General features: G+C 67.0%; 24 protein-coding genes. 18 read left to right on the top strand and 6 right to left on the bottom strand.

The annotated features are described in order from the left end of the window. Positions 1-54: 54 nt before the first annotated feature. The 3 genes from GTV32_RS21355 to GTV32_RS21365 are packed head-to-tail and all read left to right on the top strand — an operon-like array spanning position 55 to position 2,807. Positions 55-969 carry an alpha/beta hydrolase family protein gene (locus GTV32_RS21355; protein WP_343287463.1) on the top strand — a complete coding sequence of 305 codons (915 nt, stop codon included), beginning with the start codon at positions 55-57 and terminating at the stop codon, positions 967-969. A gap of 55 nt (positions 970-1,024) precedes the next feature. Next, the gene (locus GTV32_RS21360; RefSeq protein ID WP_161062020.1) at positions 1,025-1,780 is read left to right on the top strand and encodes an alpha/beta hydrolase; all 756 of its coding nucleotides are present in this window, start codon (positions 1,025-1,027) and stop codon (positions 1,778-1,780) included. A 49-nt stretch (positions 1,781-1,829) separates the two neighbouring features. Further along, positions 1,830-2,807, top strand: coding sequence for a hypothetical protein (locus GTV32_RS21365; protein ID WP_161062021.1), 978 nt, complete (start codon positions 1,830-1,832; stop codon positions 2,805-2,807). Here the strand turns inward: GTV32_RS21365 and GTV32_RS21370 are convergent. Beyond that, entirely contained in the window at positions 2,741-3,676 is a 936-nt protein-coding gene (locus GTV32_RS21370; RefSeq protein ID WP_161062022.1) for an oxygenase MpaB family protein, read from the bottom strand. The two genes, GTV32_RS21365 and GTV32_RS21370, sit on opposite strands and share 67 nt — an antisense overlap. A gap of 73 nt (positions 3,677-3,749) precedes the next feature. On the opposite strand from GTV32_RS21370, the gene GTV32_RS21375 reads away from it, so the two are divergent. The 10 genes from GTV32_RS21375 (at position 3,750) to GTV32_RS21420 (ending at position 12,168) form a co-directional block, all read left to right on the top strand. Next, the gene (locus GTV32_RS21375) at positions 3,750-4,745 is read left to right on the top strand and encodes an o-succinylbenzoate synthase (RefSeq protein WP_161062023.1); all 996 of its coding nucleotides are present in this window, start codon (positions 3,750-3,752) and stop codon (positions 4,743-4,745) included. A gap of 152 nt (positions 4,746-4,897) precedes the next feature. Beyond that, entirely contained in the window at positions 4,898-6,196 is a 1,299-nt protein-coding gene (locus GTV32_RS21380; RefSeq protein WP_161062687.1) for a cytochrome P450, read from the top strand. Further along, on the top strand, positions 6,193-6,792 hold the full coding sequence (locus GTV32_RS21385; RefSeq protein ID WP_161062024.1) for a TetR/AcrR family transcriptional regulator: 600 nt from the start codon (positions 6,193-6,195) through the stop codon (positions 6,790-6,792). Before GTV32_RS21380 ends, GTV32_RS21385 begins: the two co-directional genes overlap by 4 nt. A 52-nt stretch (positions 6,793-6,844) precedes the next feature. Continuing rightward, the gene (locus tag GTV32_RS21390) at positions 6,845-7,714 is read left to right on the top strand and encodes an SDR family oxidoreductase (RefSeq protein WP_161062025.1); all 870 of its coding nucleotides are present in this window, start codon (positions 6,845-6,847) and stop codon (positions 7,712-7,714) included. A gap of 102 nt (positions 7,715-7,816) precedes the next feature. Next, positions 7,817-8,395 carry a hypothetical protein gene (locus GTV32_RS21395; RefSeq protein ID WP_161062026.1) on the top strand — a complete coding sequence of 193 codons (579 nt, stop codon included), beginning with the start codon at positions 7,817-7,819 and terminating at the stop codon, positions 8,393-8,395. After that, positions 8,392-8,952, top strand: coding sequence for a hypothetical protein (locus GTV32_RS21400; protein ID WP_161062027.1), 561 nt, complete (start codon positions 8,392-8,394; stop codon positions 8,950-8,952). Before GTV32_RS21395 ends, GTV32_RS21400 begins: the two co-directional genes overlap by 4 nt. Beyond that, a complete protein-coding gene (locus GTV32_RS21405; protein WP_161062028.1) occupies positions 8,949-9,566 on the top strand; it encodes a hypothetical protein in 618 nt (205 codons plus the stop codon). The genes GTV32_RS21400 and GTV32_RS21405 overlap by 4 nt, the downstream gene beginning before the upstream one ends. After that, positions 9,536-10,201, top strand: coding sequence for a hypothetical protein (locus tag GTV32_RS21410; protein ID WP_161062029.1), 666 nt, complete (start codon positions 9,536-9,538; stop codon positions 10,199-10,201). The genes GTV32_RS21405 and GTV32_RS21410 overlap by 31 nt, the downstream gene beginning before the upstream one ends. 21 nt (positions 10,202-10,222) lie before the next feature. Beyond that, the gene (locus GTV32_RS21415; RefSeq protein WP_161062030.1) at positions 10,223-11,437 is read left to right on the top strand and encodes an FAD/NAD(P)-binding oxidoreductase; all 1,215 of its coding nucleotides are present in this window, start codon (positions 10,223-10,225) and stop codon (positions 11,435-11,437) included. 2 nt (positions 11,438-11,439) lie between these two features. After that, positions 11,440-12,168, top strand: a complete 729-nt coding sequence (locus GTV32_RS21420) for a DNA alkylation repair protein (RefSeq protein WP_161062031.1) — start codon at positions 11,440-11,442, stop codon at positions 12,166-12,168. Positions 12,169-12,213: 45 nt separating this feature from the next. Here the strand turns inward: GTV32_RS21420 and GTV32_RS21425 are convergent, their stop codons facing one another. The 3 genes from GTV32_RS21425 to mftR form a co-directional block, all read right to left on the bottom strand. Next, the gene (locus tag GTV32_RS21425; RefSeq protein ID WP_161062032.1) at positions 12,214-12,591 is read right to left on the bottom strand and encodes a DoxX-like family protein; all 378 of its coding nucleotides are present in this window, start codon (positions 12,589-12,591) and stop codon (positions 12,214-12,216) included. 37 nt (positions 12,592-12,628) lie between these two features. Further along, positions 12,629-13,684 (bottom strand): ferredoxin--NADP reductase, encoded by a 1,056-nt coding sequence (locus GTV32_RS21430; protein WP_161062033.1) that lies wholly within the window; start codon positions 13,682-13,684, stop codon positions 12,629-12,631. Positions 13,685-13,793: 109 nt separating this feature from the next. Then, a complete protein-coding gene (mftR, locus tag GTV32_RS21435; RefSeq protein WP_161062034.1) occupies positions 13,794-14,420 on the bottom strand; it encodes a mycofactocin system transcriptional regulator in 627 nt (208 codons plus the stop codon). 112 nt (positions 14,421-14,532) lie between these two features. On the opposite strand from mftR, the gene mftA reads away from it, so the two are divergent. The 5 genes from mftA to GTV32_RS21460 all read left to right on the top strand — a co-directional run bounded on the left by mftA (position 14,533) and on the right by GTV32_RS21460 (position 18,551). Next, positions 14,533-14,631 carry a mycofactocin precursor MftA gene (gene mftA, locus GTV32_RS21440; protein ID WP_161062035.1) on the top strand — a complete coding sequence of 33 codons (99 nt, stop codon included), beginning with the start codon at positions 14,533-14,535 and terminating at the stop codon, positions 14,629-14,631. After that, a complete protein-coding gene (gene mftB, locus GTV32_RS21445) occupies positions 14,631-14,975 on the top strand; it encodes a mycofactocin biosynthesis chaperone MftB (RefSeq protein ID WP_161062036.1) in 345 nt (114 codons plus the stop codon). The genes mftA and mftB overlap by 1 nt, the downstream gene beginning before the upstream one ends. 53 nt (positions 14,976-15,028) lie before the next feature. Continuing rightward, positions 15,029-16,306 (top strand): mycofactocin radical SAM maturase, encoded by a 1,278-nt coding sequence (gene mftC / locus GTV32_RS21450; RefSeq protein ID WP_161062037.1) that lies wholly within the window; start codon positions 15,029-15,031, stop codon positions 16,304-16,306. 78 nt (positions 16,307-16,384) lie between these two features. Beyond that, on the top strand, positions 16,385-17,581 hold the full coding sequence (mftD, locus tag GTV32_RS21455; protein WP_161062038.1) for a pre-mycofactocin synthase MftD: 1,197 nt from the start codon (positions 16,385-16,387) through the stop codon (positions 17,579-17,581). A 157-nt stretch (positions 17,582-17,738) separates the two neighbouring features. Then, complete coding sequence (locus GTV32_RS21460) at positions 17,739-18,551, top strand: mycofactocin-coupled SDR family oxidoreductase (RefSeq protein WP_161062039.1); 813 nt, start codon at positions 17,739-17,741, stop codon at positions 18,549-18,551. An 88-nt stretch (positions 18,552-18,639) separates the two neighbouring features. Here GTV32_RS21460 and GTV32_RS21465 read toward each other — a convergent pair whose 3' ends face one another. Both GTV32_RS21465 and GTV32_RS21470 read right to left on the bottom strand, forming a co-directional pair. After that, positions 18,640-19,581 (bottom strand): hypothetical protein, encoded by a 942-nt coding sequence (locus GTV32_RS21465; protein ID WP_161062040.1) that lies wholly within the window; start codon positions 19,579-19,581, stop codon positions 18,640-18,642. Positions 19,582-19,813: 232 nt separating this feature from the next. Further along, positions 19,814-20,926, bottom strand: a complete 1,113-nt coding sequence (locus GTV32_RS21470; protein ID WP_161062041.1) for a CaiB/BaiF CoA-transferase family protein — start codon at positions 20,924-20,926, stop codon at positions 19,814-19,816. Positions 20,927-21,071: the final 145 nt, after the last annotated feature.

Raw genomic sequence — 21,071 nt, forward strand, 5'->3', positions numbered from 1 at the left:
GTGCCAGTTCTCTCCGACCGTGGGCGCTTTGCCGTCGCGCGGCGACGTTGTCTCGTGCTCCTGCTCGCGCTGGCCGCGGCCATCGGGACGGGCGTCGCCGGCGCGGGTACTGCGAACGCAGCCTCCTTCGGTCGCTTCTACGTGTCGGGCTGCGGCATGCCCTCGACGCCGGTGGACATGTGGACGCGGTGGGGCAACTACAAGACGGTGATCGCGCTCGACGGTCTCCGCGCGACCGGGGACAAGAGTGGCTGGCGCCATGAGACGCGGATTCAGCGGATCGCCGAGGGCGGCGTGAACGTGGTGGAGCCGGTCGGCGGACTGGCGAGCTTCTACACCGATTGGAATGCCGCGAGTCCGGGAAACAAGATCAAGTACCGCTATCGCTGGACATGTCGGCTGAACACCATCGTCAGGGAACTCGATGCGCGAGGTCTCGCGGTCGGTCCGCGGGGAAAGTACGCGTTCATGGGCATCTCGATGGGCGGCAACGCGGCGATGATCTACGGGGCGTACCACCGGAAGCGGGTCTCCCATGTCTTCTCGATGTCCGGCTTCCTCAACCTGTCTGCGCCGACCATGCGGGAAGCGGTGCGACTGACCCTCATCGACGCCGGAATGGCCGCCGGCGTGGGACCGTTCAGTGCCGACAGCATGTGGGGGCTGCCATGGAACGAACGGTGGGTGCGCAACGACGCTGTCGTCCAGATTCCCCGGATGCGCGGGATGCACATCCGGGTCGGTGCGGCGTCGGGGGTGTGGGGGAGGTACAACACCGATGCGATCGGATCCATCAAGGGCACACCGATCGAGGTGATATCGCTCGCGCAGACCCGCACCTTCGAGGTGGGCGCGGCGATCGCCGGAGTCCCGATCACGACGGACTATCCGGCTCTCGGCACCCATCAGTGGGGCTACTGGCAGGACATGGTCATGCGTGCGAAGAAGAGCGGCTGGTTTCGCGACTGAACCGCAGGCGAGACCGGCGATCGCACCGACACCACCGCTGATTACCCTCGATGACATGCGCGTGCTGCATCGACCGACGTCTTCCGGGGACCTCGCACTGAACGTGCGGATCGCCGGGGTCGACCGCGACCGTCCGCCGGTGCTGCTGGTACACGGCATGGCAGGAGATCACGCCACCTGGCGAGCCTTCGCTCGCGCTCTTCGTCGCGAGGACAGAACGGTCGTCGCCGTCGATCTCCGCGGCCATGGCAGAAGCGCGCACGCGCCGACCTATCAGCTCGACGATTTCCGCGACGATCTGAGATTCGTCCTCGACGAACTCGACATCGGTGTGGCGGACGTGGTGGCGCATTCGCTCGGCGCGCACTCCGCGCTCCGGATGGCGATGGCCGAGCCCCGACGGGTGCGACGTCTCGTCCTCGAGGAGATCCCGCCGATGCCACGAGATCAGCACGACCTCGACGAGAACATCGTCGTCGCGGCGTCTCTCGGCGAGCGTGTGCGCGGCCTGGGCTGGGCCGTCCGAAATCCCGTACCGATCATCCGTTTCGACCGACGCGTGGCCACCGCCGTCTCGCCTCAGTTCGAGGTCGCCGACCCCGACTGGTGGACGCGACTGCAGACGGTCACCGCACGCACGCTCGTGATCTCCGGGGGACGACGCAGCTTCCTTCCGCCGCAGCATCTCCGCTCGCTCAGCGAGACGCTGCCCGACGGCGGCTTCACCATGATCGACGCCGGGCACAGCGTGCACCGGGACCGCGCTGTCGACTTCGGTTCGGCGGCAGGCGAATTCCTCAGGGCGACATAGCGGCCAGAAGAGAAGGAACCGTGCGGCATCGGTCTGCGTCCTAATGAGCATGATTCCCCACGAGCTCGCCGCACCACCCGTCCTGATCGAATGGCTTGCCGCAGCCGACCGCACCGCCGAACTGCTCGCCGACACCGTGACCGTCGGCCGTGCATGGTGGTCGGCCCATCTCGCCGAGCGCGGTCTGCCCGAGATTCGCTTCGGCGACACGATCTGCCGCACGGAGCTGTTCGGCATGGCGGCTGCCGCGATGTCGACGCCGGATGATGCGATCACCCTGCTGTGGCACACCATGGCCTTCTGCCAGGGTCGGCGTCCGGGCGACACCAAGCGTCGGATCGCCGCGGTCGCAGCCGACCGGGACCGGATAGGCGGCCTCCTGCACGAGGCCGCGCAGGCGAGCCGAGAAGACCCGGCGAAGGCGTTCGAACTCCTCAAACCAGACCGCGGCGGCAACGTGATCGAGCGGCTCGGGCCCACCGGCTTCACGTGGTTCCTGTACTTCGCCGGTGGTGGTGACCCACGGCATCCCAGCCAGGTACTGGAGGGAAAGGCTGCGAGGACGGTCCGGCGCGCGGGGTGGAAGCGGTTCCCCGTGAGCACCTGGACGTCCGACGATTACGCGCAATACGTCGAGGTGGTCGACCGGTGGCGAGTGGAGTCCGGAGCCGACCGCAACGACGTGATCGTCCGGGGTCTGGTCTCGGTGTCCCCGTCCGTCGACGCGGACTACCCGTGGCAGGCCTGGCAACGGGAAACGTGGAACGACGACGATTGGGTCAATGGGCCGTTGTCGAGCGACGATCTCCGCCAGATCTATCACTGGCTGGCCCTCATCGCCGACGTCTATCCGTTGTCCTCTGCGGCAGCGGATTTCGCGCGGATCGGTCCCACGATCAGCAGGGCGCTCGGCGGGGACATCGTTTGCGCGCCGCGCTTACGATCACCTGGAGAGCAGGCCTATGACGACCCCTTCTTGTTGTACAACGGCCGCGGGTCCACACCGATCTCACGCCACGCCTGGTAAGCCCATGGCACGTAGAGCCACTTCAGCGGCAGCCGGTTGAACAGCGGGTTCGCCGCCCGCATGGCCGCAGCGAAACGCTGGAAGCGCTTCTCCCGTTTGGCATCCCACTCCAGGTCGCACACATCACGCATCTGCTGCGGGATCGTGCCGACGATCACCGTGCGGATGAAGGCGTTCAGCGGGGCCGACAGCACCTTCCACACCGGTGCGGGAATCTTCTTCGGCCGGGGCAGCCCCTGGCGGATGTAGCCGGTGGCGTAGACGACCGTCTTGTGCGGGACGAACCGGTTCAGCATGTCGTCCCAGTAGGCGAGGAACTCCTCGTAGGTCTGTGGCTGACTGCGCGCGCTGACCCCGTACAGCTGATACCAGACCTTGCTCTCCTCGAAGACCTGAACCTTCTCTGCGTAGCTCAGCCGGCGGATGAAGGTGTCGGTGATGTAGAGCACCTGATCGACGAAGGTCGCGTGCGCCCAATAGAACAGCTCGGGATTGAGTGCGTGATAACGCGATCCGTCGCTGATCTCCCCCTTGATCTCTCGATGGAAGTCGCGAACTGTGCGCCCCCACTTCTGCGGCTCGGTGCTGTAGACCGTCTTCATCACCGGCGGCCCGGTCCGGCGCGCGCGGCCGAGGAAGTCGTCGAAGATGACGGAGTGGTCGAGCACCGCCTGGCCGAGTTGCTCGATGCAGTTCTCCGTACCGGCGAGGCGCTGGAAGCCGAGGATCCCCCGGCTGTCGCCGTAGAACTTCCACACGAGTGAATCGGCGCCCAGTCGCGGCGAGGCCGCCGCCGCATCGGCCTCGTCGTCGACGATGACCGGTGCGGCCTCACGGATCGACTGCTCGTAGTCCTGGTTGACTGACATGGCATGGAGACTAGCCCAGCTTGGAACGAAGTGAAAGATTTGTTCCAAGCAGATTCGCGCGAAGGGACCGGCGATGCCGAGAAACACGCTGCCCACGACGGCCGAACTACTCGCCACCGCGCTGGTGGTGCGTCTGCCGATGCGCACGCGGTTCCGCGGACTCACCGTGCGCGAGACGATGATCTTTCGGGGGCCCGCCGGCTGGGGTGAGTTCGGCCCCTTTGTGGAGTACGACGATGACGAGGCGTCGTCATGGCTCGCAGCCGGTATCGAAGCGGCGTACCAGGGGCCGCCCGCGCCGGTACGTGGCGAGATCGCCGTCAACGCGACGGTTCCCGCGGTCCCGGCGGACGAGGTCGCCGCGATCCTTGCACGCTATCCGGGGGCGTCGACGGCGAAGGTCAAGGTTGCCGAACCCGGCCAGGGCCTCGATGACGACGTCGCGCGGGTGGCCGCCGCCCGCGAGGGGGTGGCGCGGGTGCGTGTCGACGCGAACGGCGCCTGGAGTGTGGACGAGGCGATCCGCGCGATCCGGGCGATCGGCGACGTCGAGTACATCGAACAGCCATGCGTGACAGTGGAAGAACTCGCTGCCGTGCGCCGTGCCGTCGATGTCCCGATCGCCGCGGACGAATCGATTCGGAAGGCAGCCGATCCGTACCGGGTGGTCGCCGCCGAGGCCGCCGACGTGGCCATCGTCAAGGTCGCGCCGCTGGGCGGGATGCGGGCGACGCTCGAGATCGCGGATTCGATCGGCCTGCCGGTCGTGGTGTCGTCTGCGCTCGATTCCGCGGTCGGCATCGCCGCCGGGGTCGCGGCGGCTGCCGCGCTGCCCGACCTCGACCACGCGTGTGGGCTCGGCACCGGTGCGCTGTTCGGTGCGGATGTGGGTGTGCCCTTCCTGCCCGTCGGAGGATCCATCGGCACGCGCTGGTTCGGGCCCGGCCACGCCGTCGATCGGAACACGGTGCCGATGGCCGATGAGCTCCGCGACCAGTGGTGGCGTGCCCGGTTGGTGCGGTGTCACGCACTGTTGACGGACCGAGGTGTCCCTCGTGGCCGGGACTAGATACATTTTCCATTATCTGTTCCAATGGTTCGTAGATGCGATCGGGGTCACAGCCGTCCCCTGATCAGTGCGTGTGAGGAGGCGTGGACGTGACTTCCACAGGCTCGAGCCGGTGGCCGGCGGTGATTGCCGAGGCCCCGGCCGGCAGCGACATGCTCGACGTGCCCTGCGCGGAGCGCAACGGGATTCTCGAGATGATGGCCATGCGCCGTGATCCGTTCGCGTTCGGCGACGAACGGCTGGCCCGGTTCGGGCAGGTGTCGGGCCTCAACGCACTCGGTATCCAGATGGTGATCGCAGCGGGGCCCCGAGCGGCCGACGAGATCCTGATGAACCGTGAGAGGGCCTTCGCGAACGGCCCCGCCTGGAACTACCTCATCGGTCCCTTCTTCAATCGCGGCATCATGCTGATGGATCTCGACGAGCACCGACACCATCGGCACATCCTCCAGCAGGCTTTCACGCCGTCGGCGCTCAAGGGTTACATGCAGGAGATGCAGCCGATGATCGCGGACCGGATCGCGCGGTTCCCCACCGGCGACGTGAAGTTGTTCGACGAGTTCAAGGAGCTGACGCTCGACGTCGCCCTCGAGGTCTTCCTCGGCGTCGAGTTGCCCAAGCGTGATGCGGACAAGCTCAACAAGGCATTCATCGACACCGTGCGTGCGGGATCCGCCTACGTGCGCCGGCCCGTTCCCGGCGGGCGGTGGTGGAGGGGTCTCCGGTCCCGGAAGGTGCTCGAGGAGTTCTTCTACTCGAACATCCCTGCCAAGCGGGCGCGAGAGACGCCCGACCTGTTCTCGGTGCTCTGTCACGCGGAGAGCGACGACGGCGACAGCTTCACCGACGAGGACGTGGTCAACCACATGATCTTCGTGCTGATGGCCGCCCATGACACCTCGACCATCACCATGACGCAGATGGCCTACCGCATGGCGAAGGCGCCCGAGTGGCAGGAGAAGGCGCGCGAGCAGTCGATGGAGCTGAATCCGCAACTCGGATATGACGATCTCGGCAAGCTCTCGGTCATCGACCTCGTGATGAAAGAATCCCTGCGGTTGTGTCCGCCGGTACCCGTGCAGCCCCGGATGGCCGTGAAGGACACCTCGGTTCAGGGGTACTACGTCCCCACGGGGAGTTTCGTATCGGTGCCCAATCTCACGAATCACCGTGACCCCGAGTTCTTCACCAACCCGGACATGTTCGATCCCGAGCGCTTCTCGGCGGACCGTGCCGAGGACAAGGGCCACCGGATGGCCTGGATGCCGTTCGGCGGCGGCGTGCACAAATGCATCGGCCTGTATTTTGGCCAGATGGAGATCAAGACGATCCTGCACAATCTGGTGCGCGACTATGAGTGGTCGGTACCGGACAGCTACACCGTCCCGATGGACTACAGCTCCCTTCCGGTGCCCAAAGACAAGCTCCCGGTGAACATCCGACGCCGATGACGACGACACGAGCGCCGCGGAAGACGCGCAACACATCGAGTCCAGAGGACCAGGAACAGGCGATTCTCGCAGCCGCGGGGGCGGAGTTCGCCGCCGTCGGGGTCCGGCGTGCGAACATGGACGAGGTCGCGGCGCAGGCAGGCATCAGCAGGAGCACGCTGTATCGCCGCTTTCCCAACAAGGAGACGTTGCTCCTCGCCGTCGCCAACGATCTGTACGAACGCGGCATGCACCGTCTCGAGCAGGCGGTGGTGGGACTCGGTCCTTCCGAGGCGCTCGTCGAGGCCTTCGCCGAGGGTGCGGTCATGGTGTCCGACGATCCGCTGATGCGTCGTCTGGTCCTGACCGACTCGGAGATGAAGGGCATCACCGCATCGGTGACGGCCCTGTTCATCGACATGGTGACCGATCGGGTGGCGGCCACGCTGCGCGACGCCGGCGCCACGATGCCTGCCGACGATCTGCTGAAGGCGGTGGAACTCCACGTTCGACTGGTGATCTCCTATCTCGAGGTTCCGGCGTCCGACGAGAGTCGCCAGGAACCCGACGAGGTGCGGGCGCTGGCCACCAAGTTCCTGGCGCCGATGATCTGGTGACCGTCGCTCGATTCTGTTTTTGTCAATCCCGTTCAGCACCAAAGGATCAGTCATGTCCCTGCGCGACCGTCTCAGCCGTACACCTGACCACGACCAGATCCGAGCCGCCCTGCGCGGCAAGGTCATCGCCATCACCGGCGGTGCCCGCGGCATCGGATTCGAAACGGCGACACAGCTGTTCCACGCGGGTGCGGTGGTCGCCCTCGGCGATGTGGACGAGGAGGCGGTGGGCAAGTCGGCCGCCGACCTCGGTGTCGAAGGATTCGTGGTCGATGTCACCGACCGCAAGTCGTTCGACGATTTCCTCACCGGTGTCGAGGACGCCCTCGGCCCGATCGACGTGCTGATCAACAACGCCGGGATCATGCCGGTCGGGGAGTTCCTGGCCTACGACGAGGCCCTCATCCGGCGCACCTTCGACATCGACGTCATCGGAGTGCTGACGGGCACCCAGCTCGCCGCCCGCCGGATGGTGGCACGAGGTCGCGGCCAGGTCGTCAACATCGCGTCGGTCGCGGGCCGTCTGCCGACTCCCGGACTGACCATCTACAACGGCGCGAAAGCCGCTGTCATCGAGTTCTCGGAAGCGCTCGACGCCGAGTTGGCGTCCACCGGGGTGCGCGTCAGCACCGTGCTGCCGACCTTCACCAGAACCGGTCTGATCTCGGGCCTGCGGACCAACTCGCTCGTCCGGCCGGTCGATCCGGAGGACGTGGCGGCCGAGGTCGTGTCGATCATCGCCCGGCCTCGGGTTCGCGTGACAGCGCCCCGGTCCATGGCCTGGGTCCACGCCAATGCGACGATCCCGCAGCGTATGAAGCGGATGTCGCGTCGAATGACCAAGCTGGACAGCATGTTCTTGGACTACGACCACGATCAGCGTGCGGCATATTCGCAGCGTATCGGCGAGGGCCGGCGGTAGTCCGCCGGGCGCACGGCGGCCCCGGTGGCTGTGTCCGGCGTCACCGTTAGGGTGGAGTCGGCCCGACGGTGGTGTCGGGGTCATCGGTGAGAGGAACAACGCATGGCCGGCGACCGTCTGCTCGACGACGAGCGGACCGCGCGTGCCGAGTTGCGCTCGGCGGTTGATGAGCTGCGGGCGGCCGAGATCGAGACCGGTGTGCGGCGCCGGTCGCGCCTCTGGTGGTTGATGACGATCGTCACGGTTGCCGCCGTGGTCGCGGCTGCCGTCGGGACGACGATGTGGGTTCGCGCGGCGCGGTCGTATTCCGACAGCGATTTCCAGCGCGCCGCGGTGGCGCGGGTCTCCCTCCTGCTCAGTGCCGATCATCGACGGCCCGATCAGGCGCGGCGCATCCTCGACGGTGCGACCGGTGCGTTCTACGACGAGTTCGCCCAATCGGCCGATGGATACAGCCGATTCGTCCAGAGTCAGGGGACGGTGGCGCGGGGAGACGTCGACGGCGCAGGCGTATCCGGCCGGTCCGGCGACGAGGCGGCGGTCCTGGTGGCGGCGACGGTCGAGTTCGCGGGCGACACGCCGGCGGGACGGAAGCCTGCGGTCCGGCAGTTCCGGCTTCGCGTGCTGGTCGCGCCTGACGACGGACAGTTGAAGCTCTCGGCGGTGCAGTACATCCCATGACCCGATCCCGAGCCGCGCACCCGCCCCGTACCGTGCGCCCACGCAGTGGCACCCGGATCCTCTCGGTGAGGTCGGCGATCCTCGCCGTCGGCTCGATCGTGGTCGTGCTGGTCGTCCTGATCGCCGTACTGGCCTGGCAATGGCGGATCTCTTCGGCCGACTCCGCCACCGCGACGAGCCGCGATGAGCTGCGACGGGACGCCGGAAAGGTGGTGGCGCAGGTCTTCTCGGTCGACGGCGCGACATGGCAGGCCGATCGGAACCGGGCGCGGGGGCTGGTCGGGGGAGAGTTCGCCGCGCGATACGCCACCGAGTTGACCCGTCCTCCCTCCGATGGTGCCCGCAGCATCGTGTGGACGCCGGAGGTCGTCGGCATCGTCGACGCCGGTCCCGAGCACGGGGACGTGCTGATCCGCGCCGAGATCGTGACAACGCCCGTCGCCGCGGCGGGTGGCGGACCCGGTGGCGTCCCGATCACCGAGAATGTCTCGGTCACAGCGCGATTCGACAAGCTCGGGGAACGCTGGCTGCTGACCCGCGTGGAGGTGGTCTCGTGAGTGAGGTCGATGCCGAGCGCGTGGAGCGGGCGCGGCAGCGGGTCGTCGACGCGACACGCAGTGCGCGTCTGGCGCGCATCGCGGCGGCCGGCCCGCTGCGCGATCGGGCCCGTCGACGATCGAGACGTATTGTGGTCGTGGCCATCGCTGCCGGCGTTGTCGCGGTGTTCCTGGCCGCGGGGATCGTGGTGTTCGCCGTGCACAACCGATCCGCGTCCGAGCGCGCCGATGCCGCTACCGATGCGCTCGACGGATCACGGTCGGCCGTGACCGCACTGCTGACCGCAGATCCCCGGGATCCCGGCGGTTATGTCGACCGGGCGTTGGCGGTGACCACCGGGGAGCAACACGATCGGCTCGCCGCGTCGCGCGATGCCCTTGCTGCCGAGATCGGGAGGCAGGACCAGCCGAGTACCGGGCAGGTCGTGTCCGCGGGCCTGATCACGGATCCGTCCTCCGATGATGTCGGCGCACAGGCGCGCGTGCTCATGGTCGCCGAAGCCACCGATCCGACGCTGGTCGGTGGGGACCGGGGCGATCGTCGCGTGACCATCGAGATCACGATGACGCGCACCCCGGCCGGGTGGCTGATGAGTCAGGCGGGCCAGAGATGACCGGCGGGTTGCAGCTCACCCGGCGTGGTCGGCGCTGGTTCGGTGTGGCCGTGGCGATCGCGCTGATCGCGACGGTGGTGGCGATCACGGGATTTGTGGCTGCCGAGCGCTCGCGTCCGGTTCCCGACGAGGCCCAGCGCGACACCGTGCAGGCCGCGACGAGCGAGGCGGTCACGGCGTTGATGACGTTCGGGCCCGGGTCCACACCGCCGGACCGCGACGGGGTGGCCGCGCACCTGACGGGTTCGTTGCTCCTGCAGTACCGGAGCGAGGGGCCCGATGTGGTGTTGCCGGGTGCGGTGACGGCCGGAGCCTCGATGTCGGTCCGGGTGGTCGGTGTCGGAGTCAACGCGTACGCCGCGGACCAGGCCCAGATGATCGTGTTCACCGACCAGACCGTGACGTTGCCCGGCCTGGCCCGCCCCGACAGCACCGAAGGTGAGCACACCTCTACCGCTCGGTGGGCCACTATGCGTAATGTCGGGGGAATTGGCGGCTCGCGGACCTCGAGATGGTCGGCGATGTCACCCGATGAGAGGGGTGCGTCAGCGCATCCCCGGGCGGCCCAGCGCCGCCGGCCACCGCGTGTTCCCGATACCGCGGGGCCGGTGTGCACCTCGTGGGCACCGATGTGACGACGTCATGGGAGGACGCAGATGAGTGGGTCAACCGCGGGTGTGGTCGTGGTGGGAGCGGGTTTGGGTGGTATCCGCGTCGCCGAGAGCCTGCGCGCCAACGGCTATGCCGGAACGATCACATTGATCGGGGCCGAGCCCCATCCACCGTATGATCGCCCGCCGTTGTCGAAGTCGGTGTTGCTCGGCAAGGACGACCGCGTCGACCTGAAGCCCGCCGAGTTCTTCGGCGATTCGTCGATCGACCTGCGGGTCGGGGAGCGGGTCAGTGCGATCGCCCCGGACGATCACACCGTCACCGTCGAGCGCATCGACGATCCCGCGCACAGCGAGACCGTTGCGTACGAGACCTTGGTCCTCGCCACCGGACTGCGCCCCCGGTCACTGCCTGGTTGCGACGACGTGCCCGGTGTCCACGTGCTGCGGAGCATCGACGACGCCCTCACCCTGCGCGGCGAACTCGACGGTGCGACGCGTGCGGTCGTGGTGGGCGCCGGTTTCATCGGTTGCGAGGTCGCTGCGAGTCTTCACCTGCGCGGTTTGACGGTGACACTGGTCGAACCGGCACCGACACCGCTCGTCGCCGCGCTGGGGCCTGAGATCGGCACCTTGGTCGCGCGTCTGCACACCGCCAACGGCGTCGACGTCCGCACCGGTATCGGGGTGGACGAGGTGCTGTCCGACGGTTTCCGGGTCCGCGGGGTGCGTCTGTCCGACGGCACCGAGGTCGACGCCGACGTGGTGGTGGTCGGGATCGGCTCGTCCCCGGTCGTCGACTATCTCGACGGTTCGGGAATCGAGGTCGCCCCCCGCGAGGTCGGTGGCGGTATCGCCTGTGACGAACACGGCGCGACGTCGGCGCCCGACGTCTACGCCCTCGGTGATGTGGCCAACTGGCGGACCGAGGACGGCGGTACCAGGCGGGTCGAGCACTGGACGCACACCGTCGAACAGGCGAGTGTCGTCGCGCACCGGATCGCCAAGACGGACGCGATGATCCCCGCGACACCGGCCTATTTCTGGAGCGATCAGTTCGATCTCAAGATCCAGGTTCTGGGCCGTCCGGAATCGACCGACGAGGTCCACCTGGTGGACGACGACGGACGGAAGTTCTTGGCCTACTACAGTCGCGACGGCATCCTCACCGGCGTGGTCGGGGCGGGCAAGGTCGGCGCGGTCATGAAGACACGGCCGAAACTCCTCACGCGCACCCCGATCGCCGACGTCATCGGCTGACAGTGGTCGCCGCGTTCTCGGCATCGGAGATCGTGGCCGCGGTCGCGGAGGTGGCGGACCCGGCGCGAGCGGCGAATTCGGCGCGGTTCTTCAAGACGGGGCCGGGCGAGTACGGCGAAGGTGATGTCTTCGTCGGTGTCACCGTACCGTCGTTGCGTAAGGTGGCCAAGCGATTTCGGGACGTGCGGCCGGCGGTGGTCCGGGAGTTGCTCGGTTCGCCGGTTCACGAACATCGTCTGCTCGCGCTGTTCCTGCTCCGTGCGGAGTACGAGCGCGCTTCGTCCGGCACCACGCAGGCCGAGTGGATCGAGCTCTATCTCGGAGCCCTGCACGAGGGCCGGGTGGACAACTGGGATCTCATCGATTCGTCGGCGGATCCGATCCTCGGCGAATGGCTGGTCGGGCGTGGGGACCATCGGCCACTGGTCGAACTGGCCGTACAGCCCGACCTATGGCTTCGACGGGCCGGCATCGTCGGGACGTTCGCGTTCCTCAAGCACGGGATCGCCGACGCAACGCTCGCTGTGGTGCCGGTGGTGCTCGACGATCGACGTGATCTGATCCAGAAGGCCACCGGATGGATGCTGCGGGAACTGGGGAAACGTGTGGATCGTGGCTTGCTGACCGACTACCTGGGTGTCCACGCGGCTGAAATGGGCCGCACGGCACTGAGTTACGCGACGGAGCATCTCGACCCCGGCGAGCGGACGTACTTGCGGTCACTGCGTTGAGCGCGTATCGCCGCACATCGAGGTCGCAGCACCGCGTGCGGAGGTCTAGCTGCTCCTCGGCGTGGAGCGGAACACCTTCGCGGCCGCCCAGATCATCGGGAACTGCAGCGGCAGCCGTCCGATCGCGACTGCTTTCATCGCGGCCGGCTTGTCTTTCCACAGTCGCACCATGTTGATGTTCGCCGGGTAGACCGCGACGAAGAGCGCAGCGGCGAGTGCGGCGGATGCGCGTCGTGTGCGCGGTGCCAGCAGACCGGCGCCGATGGCGACCTCGGCGACACCCGACGCATACGTGAGGGTCCGTGGATCGGCGGGTATCTCTTTCGGGATGATCTCGTCGAAGGGCTTCGGCGCGACGAAATGCAGTGTGCCGATGGTCAACAGCATTCCGGCGAGGCCGCGTGCCAGTCGTTCGGGATTCATCGTCAGTCCTTGTCGTCGGAGTTCTCGCGCGCAGGAATCAGAACTCGATCTTCAGCGAGTCCGAGGTCGGGTGCGCCTGGCATCCGAGGATGTAACCGTCGGCGATGTCCTCCGGATCGAGTGCCCCCGTGTTGCCCATCTCGACCGTACCCTCGGTGAGGGTGCAGGCGCACGAGCCGCATTCACCTTCTTGGCAGGAGTAGGGGGCATCGAGACCGGCCGCCAGCATGATGTCCACCAGCGACCTCTTCCGGGGCCACCTCAGACTGTGCGTCTCGCCGTCGAGTCCCACCTCGACTGTGGCCGCCTCCGCGTCCTCGGCCTCGCTGACCTCGTCGAGTTCGACGTCGGCAAACGGGTCGCCGGACAGCGAGTTGTAGACCTCGGTGTGCACGTTGTGATGCGGGAACCCGGCGCCCGCAAGGCCTTTGTGGACGGCATCCATGAACGGGCCGGGGCCGCACATGTAGGCCGCGTGGTCTGCGTACGGGCGGAAGGTGGTGGCCAGGACCTCGTGGGTGGGCAGACCCTGGAGGGACTCCAGCCAATGGATGACCGTGAGCCGGTCGGCATGTGTCTGTTGCAGGTCGCGCAGCTCGTCGGCGAAGATCACGTCGTCGACACCACGGTTGGCATAGAAGAACGTGACCCGTGCGGTCCCGCTGTGCAGTGCCGATTTCAGGATCGACATCACCGGGGTGACGCCGCTGCCTGCCGCGATGAGGAGGAGGTCGGTGTCGAGTTCCCGGGGGGTGAAGACGCCCGACGGTGGCAGGACCTCGATCTGCGTGCCGGCGGTGAGGTTGTCGCACACCCAGTTGGACCCGTAACCGTCGACCGTCCGCTTGACGGTGACCTTCGGGAGCTTGTCGGTGCCGGGGGCGGACGCGAGCGAGTAGCACCGCGCCACCGAACCGGTCTGATCACTCGGTATCCGCAGCGTGAGGAACTGACCCGGCTTGTAGTCGGTGAAGGAGTCCGTGAGGGTGTCGGGGAGTTCGAAGACGACCGATCGGGCCTCCGCGGTCTCGTCGATGACCTCGGCGACCGTGAGGATCACACTGCGCGACCCATGCGGTGTCAACTCGGTCATCTCGCCACCTCTCCGTGTCTGGCCGTACGTCCGGACGGGCGTCCGTGGTTACCGTGCCGAACCAAAATTAGAACACGTTCTAGTCCCAGGATAACGCATGCGGAGCCGATCACGACAGCGCGCCGACTCCCTGCGACAGAGTACGTGTGCCGGCCACGATGAGGGCTTCGAGGTCGGAGCCCGGAAGGGCGAGCCACTGCTCATAGGCGGCGAGTGCGGTGCCGAGGCACATCCAGGCGATCGTCTGGGGAAGGTGATCGTGCTCGCCCAGGTCGAGGCGGTGTGCGCAGAAATCGGCGATCACCTGACGCCACTCCGCGTACATGATCATCGAGTGTGCTTGGAGCGCGGGCACTCCGAGGAGGAGCGACATCCGTCGACGATGGGCGGCGAGTTCGGTGTCGGGTACCTCGTTGAACGAGACGAGGGCGCGCCGGAGTGCCTCGGCCACCGACAGATCGTCGGGGATGTCGGCGAGGAGGGCGCGCATCTCGGCGAGGTGTGCATCGAAATCACCCCACGCGATCGCGTTCTTCGACGGGTAGTAGCGGAACAGTGTGCGGCGCGCGATGCCGACCGCGTCGGCGACGTCGTCGACGCTGGTCTCTTCGAAACCCTTGTCGGTGAACAGGTCGATCGCGACGGCACTGATCTGGGCGCGCGAGGTGACCGGCCGGCGGCCGGCGTGCGCGGTACGCACGAGTGGCTGCACCGCCTCCGCCTCCGATGGGGTCATTGGTCACCTGCCCGTCTTGTCAGTTTTTGGCCAGGGGCTGTTTTTATGCACCGAGTGCCATTATAGTATGCGGTGATCCGCATCACTACCGGCAGAAATTGGAGGTTGGATCATGGCCGATCAGTCAGTCACGTCGACTCAGGACACCGAGCTCGTGGGCGAGTCCCTCGTCGAAGAGGTGTCGATCGACGGGATGTGCGGGGTCTACTGATGTCGACCCCGACATCTGCACCGGTGTCCGGCGGTCGCGTCGACGCGACCGCCGGCGCCGGCCCGGCACCGCAATTCGATTCCGGTGGGGCGTGGGCTCTCAATCCCAAGGTCGCGCTGCGACCCGAGCCGTTCGGCGCCCTGCTCTACCACTTCGGCACCCGCAAGCTCTCGTTCCTGAAGAACCTGACGGTCGTGGACATCGTGTCCTCGCTGGGCGACCATCCCAGCGCCTCGGACGCGTTGGCCGCCGCAGGTATCGGCGAGTCCGATCGTCCGCTCTACGTGCAGGCGCTCGGTGCGCTCGCCGACTCGGGCATGATCATCCCTCGCCCCGCCGCCTGAGCCCGCCGTATGAGCACTGTCCCGCCTCGCCCAGCCCTGAGGAGTCACCACCGATGACCACATTGGAACGTCCGCCCAGCGCAACGGATCTCGTCGCACCTGCGCCACCCGCCCCGAAGACCCCCAAGGTGGGACGGCTGGTCGACCAGTTCGAGAAGGGCCTCGATGCCCCGATCTGCCTGACCTGGGAACTCACCTACGCATGCAACCTGGCCTGTGTGCACTGCCTGTCGTCGTCGGGGAAGCGTGATCCGCGCGAACTCTCCACCGAGCAATGCAAGGCGATCATCGACGAACTGCAGCGTATGCAGGTCTTCTACGTCAACATCGGTGGTGGCGAACCGACCGTGCGGCCCGACTTCTGGGAGCTCGTCGACTACGCGACCAGCCATCAGGTGGGAGTCAAGTTCTCCACCAATGGATTACGTATCGACAAGGCGGTGGCGGAACGATTGGCCGCATCCGATTACGTCGATGTGCAGATCTCCCTGGACGGCGCCACCGCAGAGGTCAACGACGCGGTTCGCGGACCTGGCTCCTTCGACATGGCGGTGCGCGCGCTGGAGAACCTGCACGAGGCCGGGTTCGCCGACGCGAAGATCAGTGTGGTGATGACCCGGCAGAACATCGAGCAGCTCGATGAGTTCAAGGCCCTGGCGGACCGGTACAACGCGACCCTGCGTATCACCCGACTGCGCCCGTCGGGGCGTGGCGCCGATGTGTGGGACGACCTCCACCCGCTGCCCGAACAGCAGCGCGAACTCTACAACTGGCTCGTCGCACACGGCGACGGAGTTCTCACGGGCGATTCGTTCTTCCATCTCTCCGCATTCGGTGGGGTCGACGGCGGCGGCGCGCTGCCGGGCCTGAACCTGTGCGGTGCCGGACGTGTGGTGTGCCTGATCGATCCCGTCGGCGACGTGTACGCCTGCCCGTTCGCGATCCACGAGAACTTCCTCGCCGGCAACATCCTCTCCGACGGTGGTTTCCAGGAGATCTGGCAGCATTCGGATCTGTTCACCGAACTGCGGGAACCGCAGAACGCCGGTGCCTGCACCAAGTGCGCACATTTCGACGCGTGCCGCGGCGGCTGCATGGCGGCGAAGTTCTTCACCGGCCTGCCCCTGGCCGGGCCCGACCCGGAGTGCGTGCAGGGCTACGGCGAGCAGCTGCTCGCCGGTGAGCGCACCAAACCGACTGCGAACAAAGATCATTCGCGCGGAACCCCACTGACATTGATGACCCGTCAGGCCGACGGCGACCTGCTGCCGGTCGGGGCCCCGCCGTCGAAGAGCTGTGATGAGAACCCCCTCGCGGGCTTCACACTCTGATCCATCCAGCAGTGCCGAGATGCCCGATCCGCGGGTGATCCGTGCTGCCATCACCCAATGAAGTAGGTAGGAAAGACAATGGCCAATCCCTGGGCCCGCAATCCGTGGTTCGAAACCGTCCATGAGGCGCAGCGTCGCGCCAAGAAGCGATTGCCGAAGTCGGTGTACTCGTCCCTGGTCGCCGGCACGCAGGCCGGTATCACGCTGAGCGACAACGTCGATGCGTTCTCCGAGCTCGGTTTCGCGCCGCACGTCGTCGGCGCGCAGGCCGATCGTGAGTTGTCGACCTCGGTGATGGGTCAGGAACTCTCTTTCCCGGTGATGATCTCGCCGACCGGCGTGCAGGCCGTCGATCCGGACGGTGAGGTCGCGGTGGCGCGCGCGGCGGCCGCCCGGGGGACCGCGATGGGACTCTCGAGCTTCGCGTCCCACGCGGTGGAAGAGGTCACGGCGGTCAACGACAAGGTCTTCTTCCAGCTCTATTGGCTCGGCACCCGCGACGAGATCCTCGCGCGCGCACAGCGTGCCAAGGAGGCCGGCGCCAAGGGACTCATCGTCACCACCGACTGGGTGTTCAACATCGGTCGCGACTGGGGCAGTCCCGAGATCCCGGAGAAGGTCGACTTCCAGGCGTTGCTCAAGCTGGCGCCCGAGATCGCGGTCAAGCCGCGTTATGCGCTCGACTGGGTGCGTGGTGGAAAGGTCGAGATCCCCGATCTCACCGCACCGAACCTCACTCCCAAGGGTGTGCCGGGTCCGACCTTCTTCGGTGCCTACGGGCAGTGGATGAACACTCCGCCGCCCACCTGGGAGGACCTGCAGTGGCTGCGTGAGCAGTGGGACGGCCCGTTCATGGTCAAGGGCATCACCCGCGTCGACGACGCAAAACGGGCCGTCGACATCGGTGCCTCGGCGATCTCCGTCTCCAACCACGGCGGCAACAACCTGGACGGCACCCCGGCGACGATCCGGCTGCTCGGGCCGATCGCGGATCAGGTCGGTACGCAGGTCGATGTGCTGCTCGACGGCGGAGTCCGCCGCGGCAGCGACGTGGCGAAGGCGCTGGCCCTCGGTGCGCGGGCGGTCATGATCGGTCGCGCATACCTCTGGGGGCTGGCGGCCAACGGTCAGGCCGGTGTGGAGAATGTGCTGGACCTGCTCCGGATGGGCCTCGACGGTGTGGTCATGGGTCTGGGGCACAAGAGCGTTCAGGAGCTCTCGCGCGACGACCTGATCATCCCGGAGGATTTCGAACGCACCTTCGGCGACAGCTGATCTCTCGTATCACGAACACCCGCCACAAAGTAGAACGTGTTACAGTTTTTGCGACACAGTTCACCCGTGGCGGGTGTTCGCGTTTCTCCGACGCCGGGCGGACGGAGACGAGACGACCGCCCCGGGTGACCAGGACGAGAGAATGAGGACTCGGCGGATGGGCCAATTCGACGGCAAGGTCGTCTACATCACCGGAATCGCCCGCGGACAGGGGCGAAACCATGCGCTGCGATTCGCCCGCGAGGGTGCGGCGATCATCGGTCTCGACATCGCCGGACCGGTGGCCGATCACGCCACCTATCCGTCGGCGACCGCCGACGATTTCGCCGAGACGATCCGTCTCGTCGAGGAAGCGGGCGGAAAAATCCTTGCCCGGCAGGGTGATACGCGCGACCTCGCGTTCCAGCAGGAGTTGGTCGCAGACGGCGTCGAACAGTTCGGCAGGCTCGACCATGTGATCGCCAACGCGGGCATTCTCACGTGGGGTGCCGTGTGGGAGCTCTCCGAGGAACAGTTCACCGACGTCGTCGACGTGAACCTGGTCGGGACATGGAAGACCCTCAAGGCCACCATCCCGGCGATGCTCGAGGCCGGAAACGGGGGCTCCATCGTCGTGATCAGCTCCGTCGCCGGGCTGAAGGCCATGCCGCTGCAGGCGTCGTACTCGGCCTCGAAGTTCGGGCTGCGCGGTCTGACCCAGACGGCCGCCAAGGAGCTCGGACAGCATCGGATCCGGGTCAACAGCGTCCATCCCTATGCGGTCGACACACCGATGGGGCTCGCCGACACCGAGGCCCACCGGATCTTCGGTATGCCTTGGGTGACACCGCATCTGACCTCCGTCCTCGACCATCACCCGGTGGCATCGCTGGACGAGATCTCCGATGCCGTGCTGTATCTGTCGTCGGACGGCGCCAAGGCGGTCACGGGTGCCGAGTTCCAGATCGACATGGGCAACTCCAAAGTCTGACCCTCCTTTCCGCACCCGCGACGGTTCCCGTCATCCGCGCCCCCATTTGCCCGTCGCGGATGACGGGAACCGTCGCGGCTGGCGGGTTTCATCGGCGGCGGCGGCGGGCGCGTTCGAGGCCTCGGCGCAGCAGTGCGTGGAGCTGTTCGGGGTGCATGCATTCCTGCCACCCCCACCGCACGACGGTCTCGTCGAGGTCTCGGATGGTGTCTTCGCGACGCTTCTCGTCCCAGACCCGGTCACCGGGATCCTCTCCGGGCGCGAGGTCGGCGGTGTACTTCGCGCGACCGTCGACCTCACCGACCATTCCTTCCTCCGCCCAGTACAGGTCTACCCGCGCGACGAAGAGTCCCGAGGGCGTGAACAGCTCGTGCTGCACGGTGGGGGTGGGAATGTCGTCGAAGCCGATGATCAGTGCGCGACTGAATGATTCGGCAATCGACTCCGATAGTCGGTTGGCGTGGGGCAGAGCGGCTCGAGCCACCGCGTTGCCGACCCGGCCGCGATTGCGGACCACGGCGTCGCGGAGCTCGTCGGCGGTCGCGCCCGCGCGTAGTGCGGAATCGAAGATGCATACGGCCTGGACCACGTTCCCGGTCCGCGCGATGTCGGCCGCGGTGCGCGCGAGAGACGTGACGGCGATGCCGTTGACGAAAACCACGTCGTCGGATGTGAGACGCGCCGGATGGAGGACGTGGCCCCGCCGATGCCCGCCGGCGGGACGGTTGACGGTGAAGTGCACGTTCGTGTGGTCGGGGTGTAGCACCGGTAGCTGATGGATCGCGGCCGCGGAATGATGGCTGACCACCTTGTCGATCTCGGCGACCTCGCAGGCGGCGAGTACCCGGGTGAGATAGGCGGCATCCGCGGAACTCGATTCCGGCGCAGCACGATAGACGCCTCGCCATGGCTTGATCAAGGTGCCGCTGTCGACGTCCCGCCGCAGTCGTCGATCGTCGGACCCGCGGACGTCGAGAGCGTTGCGCCTGCGGAACATCTCAGTCGGGGAGGTGGCGTGGTGTTCGTCCATGCGGCGATCATCCACGCGTGATGCGGCCGTGAACGGTCCCAACCGTCATCTGTGGACAACCCGACTCCCCACCCTCCTGTCCACACCCCACCGCAACACCCACCCCCACCCCAACCCCACCCCCCAACACCGCAGCCGCGACGGTTCCCGTCATCCGCGACGGGTAAATGGGGTCGCGGATGACGGAAACCGTCGCGGCTGCGGTGTTGGGGGGTGGGGTGGGAAGAGGGGGTCAGTCTTGCCAGAGGGTGGCGGGGTCGGTCGCCTCGCGGTCCGGGCCCGCGGGGGTCTCCGGAGAGGTCCGGGAGAAGCGGGGAGCGACCTGGGCCTGCATCACGCCGTCGATCTCCACGAGGTTGGCACGCGCCGCCATGTGCGGATCGCCCGGGGCCTCGGAGAAGTCGAGAACCGGCGAGGTGCAGGCGTCGGTACCCTCGAAGACCTTGGCCCACTCGTCGCGGGTACGCGACCTGAAGGTGTCGGTGAACACCTCTTTGAGCTTGGGCCAGTTGGCAATATCGTTCTGATCGGGCAGATCGGCCTCGGCGAGCCCCAGACCGTTGAGCAGCTCGGCGTAGAACTGCGGCTCGATGGCTCCGACGGCCATGTACTTGCCGTCGGATGTCTCGTAAACCTCATAGTATGGCGCGCCGGTGTCGAGCATGTTGACCCCGCGCGCGTCGCTCCAGAGTCCGGTCCCGCGGAAGGCCCACATCATCTGGCCCAGCACCGAGGCGCCGTCGACCATGGCGGCGTCGACGACCTGTCCGGCGCCGGACGTCTGTCGCTCGAGGAGCGCGGCGAGCACGCCCATCACGAGGAACATCGAACCGCCACCGAAGTCGCCGGCGAGGTTGAGCGGCGGGACCGGGCGGTCTTCCTTGCGGCCGATGGCGTGCAGCATCCCGGTCAGTGAGATGTAGTTGATGTCGTGCCCGGCGCGGTCTGCACGCGGACCATCCTGGCCCCACCCGGTCATCCGGCCGTAGACCAGGCCGGGATTGATGGCGGAGAGGTCATCGGGGCCGAAGCCGAGTCGCTCCATCACCCCGGGCCGGAAGCCCTCGAGCACCACGTCTGCCTTGGTGACGAGGCGCAGGATGGTCTCGCGGTCGGCGGGCTCCTTCAGGTTCGCCTCGACGACCCGGCGGCCGCGGAGCAGGGCGTCCGCATTGCGGCCGGGTGCCGGCAGGGTGCCCGGCCGCTGGACGCGTACGACGTCGGCACCGAGGTCGGCCAGCAGCATCGCCGCATGTGGGCCCGGTCCGATGCCTGCGAACTCGACCACACGGATTGCGCTGAGGGGCCCGCTCTTTCCGCTGTTGCGCGGCGTCGTTGACGTCATGATGTCCTCCCGGTCCGTACCCGCCCGATGTGTCGGGTCTCACGTCTGTCGGACCAGCATCCCACAACCGATCGATCGCTCGGACAACTGGGCCTGGGCAATCGCCGGATGACGGAAATCGAATCAAACTAATTGCACCGACTCG

The sequence above is a fragment of the Gordonia sp. SID5947 genome (assembly GCF_009862785.1).
GTDB lineage: Bacteria > Actinomycetota > Actinomycetes > Mycobacteriales > Mycobacteriaceae > Gordonia.

Excerpts from the sequence above, each read along its gene's own strand:
- GTV32_RS21360 (WP_161062020.1), top strand. The coding sequence starts at position 1,025 with ATGCGCGTGCTGCATCGACCGACGTCTTCCGGGGACCTCGCACTGAAC.
- GTV32_RS21415 (WP_161062030.1), top strand. The coding sequence starts at position 10,223 with ATGAGTGGGTCAACCGCGGGTGTGGTCGTGGTGGGAGCGGGTTTGGGT.
- mftB (WP_161062036.1), top strand. The coding sequence starts at position 14,631 with ATGTCGACCCCGACATCTGCACCGGTGTCCGGCGGTCGCGTCGACGCG.
- GTV32_RS21425 (WP_161062032.1), bottom strand. The coding sequence starts at position 12,591 with ATGAATCCCGAACGACTGGCACGCGGCCTCGCCGGAATGCTGTTGACC.
- GTV32_RS21460 (WP_161062039.1), top strand. The coding sequence starts at position 17,739 with ATGGGCCAATTCGACGGCAAGGTCGTCTACATCACCGGAATCGCCCGC.
- mftD (WP_161062038.1), top strand. The coding sequence starts at position 16,385 with ATGGCCAATCCCTGGGCCCGCAATCCGTGGTTCGAAACCGTCCATGAG.
- GTV32_RS21465 (WP_161062040.1), bottom strand. The coding sequence starts at position 19,581 with ATGGACGAACACCACGCCACCTCCCCGACTGAGATGTTCCGCAGGCGC.
- mftC (WP_161062037.1), top strand. The coding sequence starts at position 15,029 with ATGACCACATTGGAACGTCCGCCCAGCGCAACGGATCTCGTCGCACCT.
- GTV32_RS21365 (WP_161062021.1), top strand. The coding sequence starts at position 1,830 with ATGATTCCCCACGAGCTCGCCGCACCACCCGTCCTGATCGAATGGCTT.
- GTV32_RS21370 (WP_161062022.1), bottom strand. The coding sequence starts at position 3,676 with ATGTCAGTCAACCAGGACTACGAGCAGTCGATCCGTGAGGCCGCACCG.
- GTV32_RS21470 (WP_161062041.1), bottom strand. The coding sequence starts at position 20,926 with ATGACGTCAACGACGCCGCGCAACAGCGGAAAGAGCGGGCCCCTCAGC.
- GTV32_RS21395 (WP_161062026.1), top strand. The coding sequence starts at position 7,817 with ATGGCCGGCGACCGTCTGCTCGACGACGAGCGGACCGCGCGTGCCGAG.
- GTV32_RS21400 (WP_161062027.1), top strand. The coding sequence starts at position 8,392 with ATGACCCGATCCCGAGCCGCGCACCCGCCCCGTACCGTGCGCCCACGC.
- GTV32_RS21430 (WP_161062033.1), bottom strand. The coding sequence starts at position 13,684 with ATGACCGAGTTGACACCGCATGGGTCGCGCAGTGTGATCCTCACGGTC.
- mftR (WP_161062034.1), bottom strand. The coding sequence starts at position 14,420 with ATGACCCCATCGGAGGCGGAGGCGGTGCAGCCACTCGTGCGTACCGCG.
- GTV32_RS21380 (WP_161062687.1), top strand. The coding sequence starts at position 4,898 with ATGCTCGACGTGCCCTGCGCGGAGCGCAACGGGATTCTCGAGATGATG.
- GTV32_RS21390 (WP_161062025.1), top strand. The coding sequence starts at position 6,845 with ATGTCCCTGCGCGACCGTCTCAGCCGTACACCTGACCACGACCAGATC.
- GTV32_RS21375 (WP_161062023.1), top strand. The coding sequence starts at position 3,750 with ATGCCGAGAAACACGCTGCCCACGACGGCCGAACTACTCGCCACCGCG.
- mftA (WP_161062035.1), top strand. The coding sequence starts at position 14,533 with ATGGCCGATCAGTCAGTCACGTCGACTCAGGACACCGAGCTCGTGGGC.
- GTV32_RS21385 (WP_161062024.1), top strand. The coding sequence starts at position 6,193 with ATGACGACGACACGAGCGCCGCGGAAGACGCGCAACACATCGAGTCCA.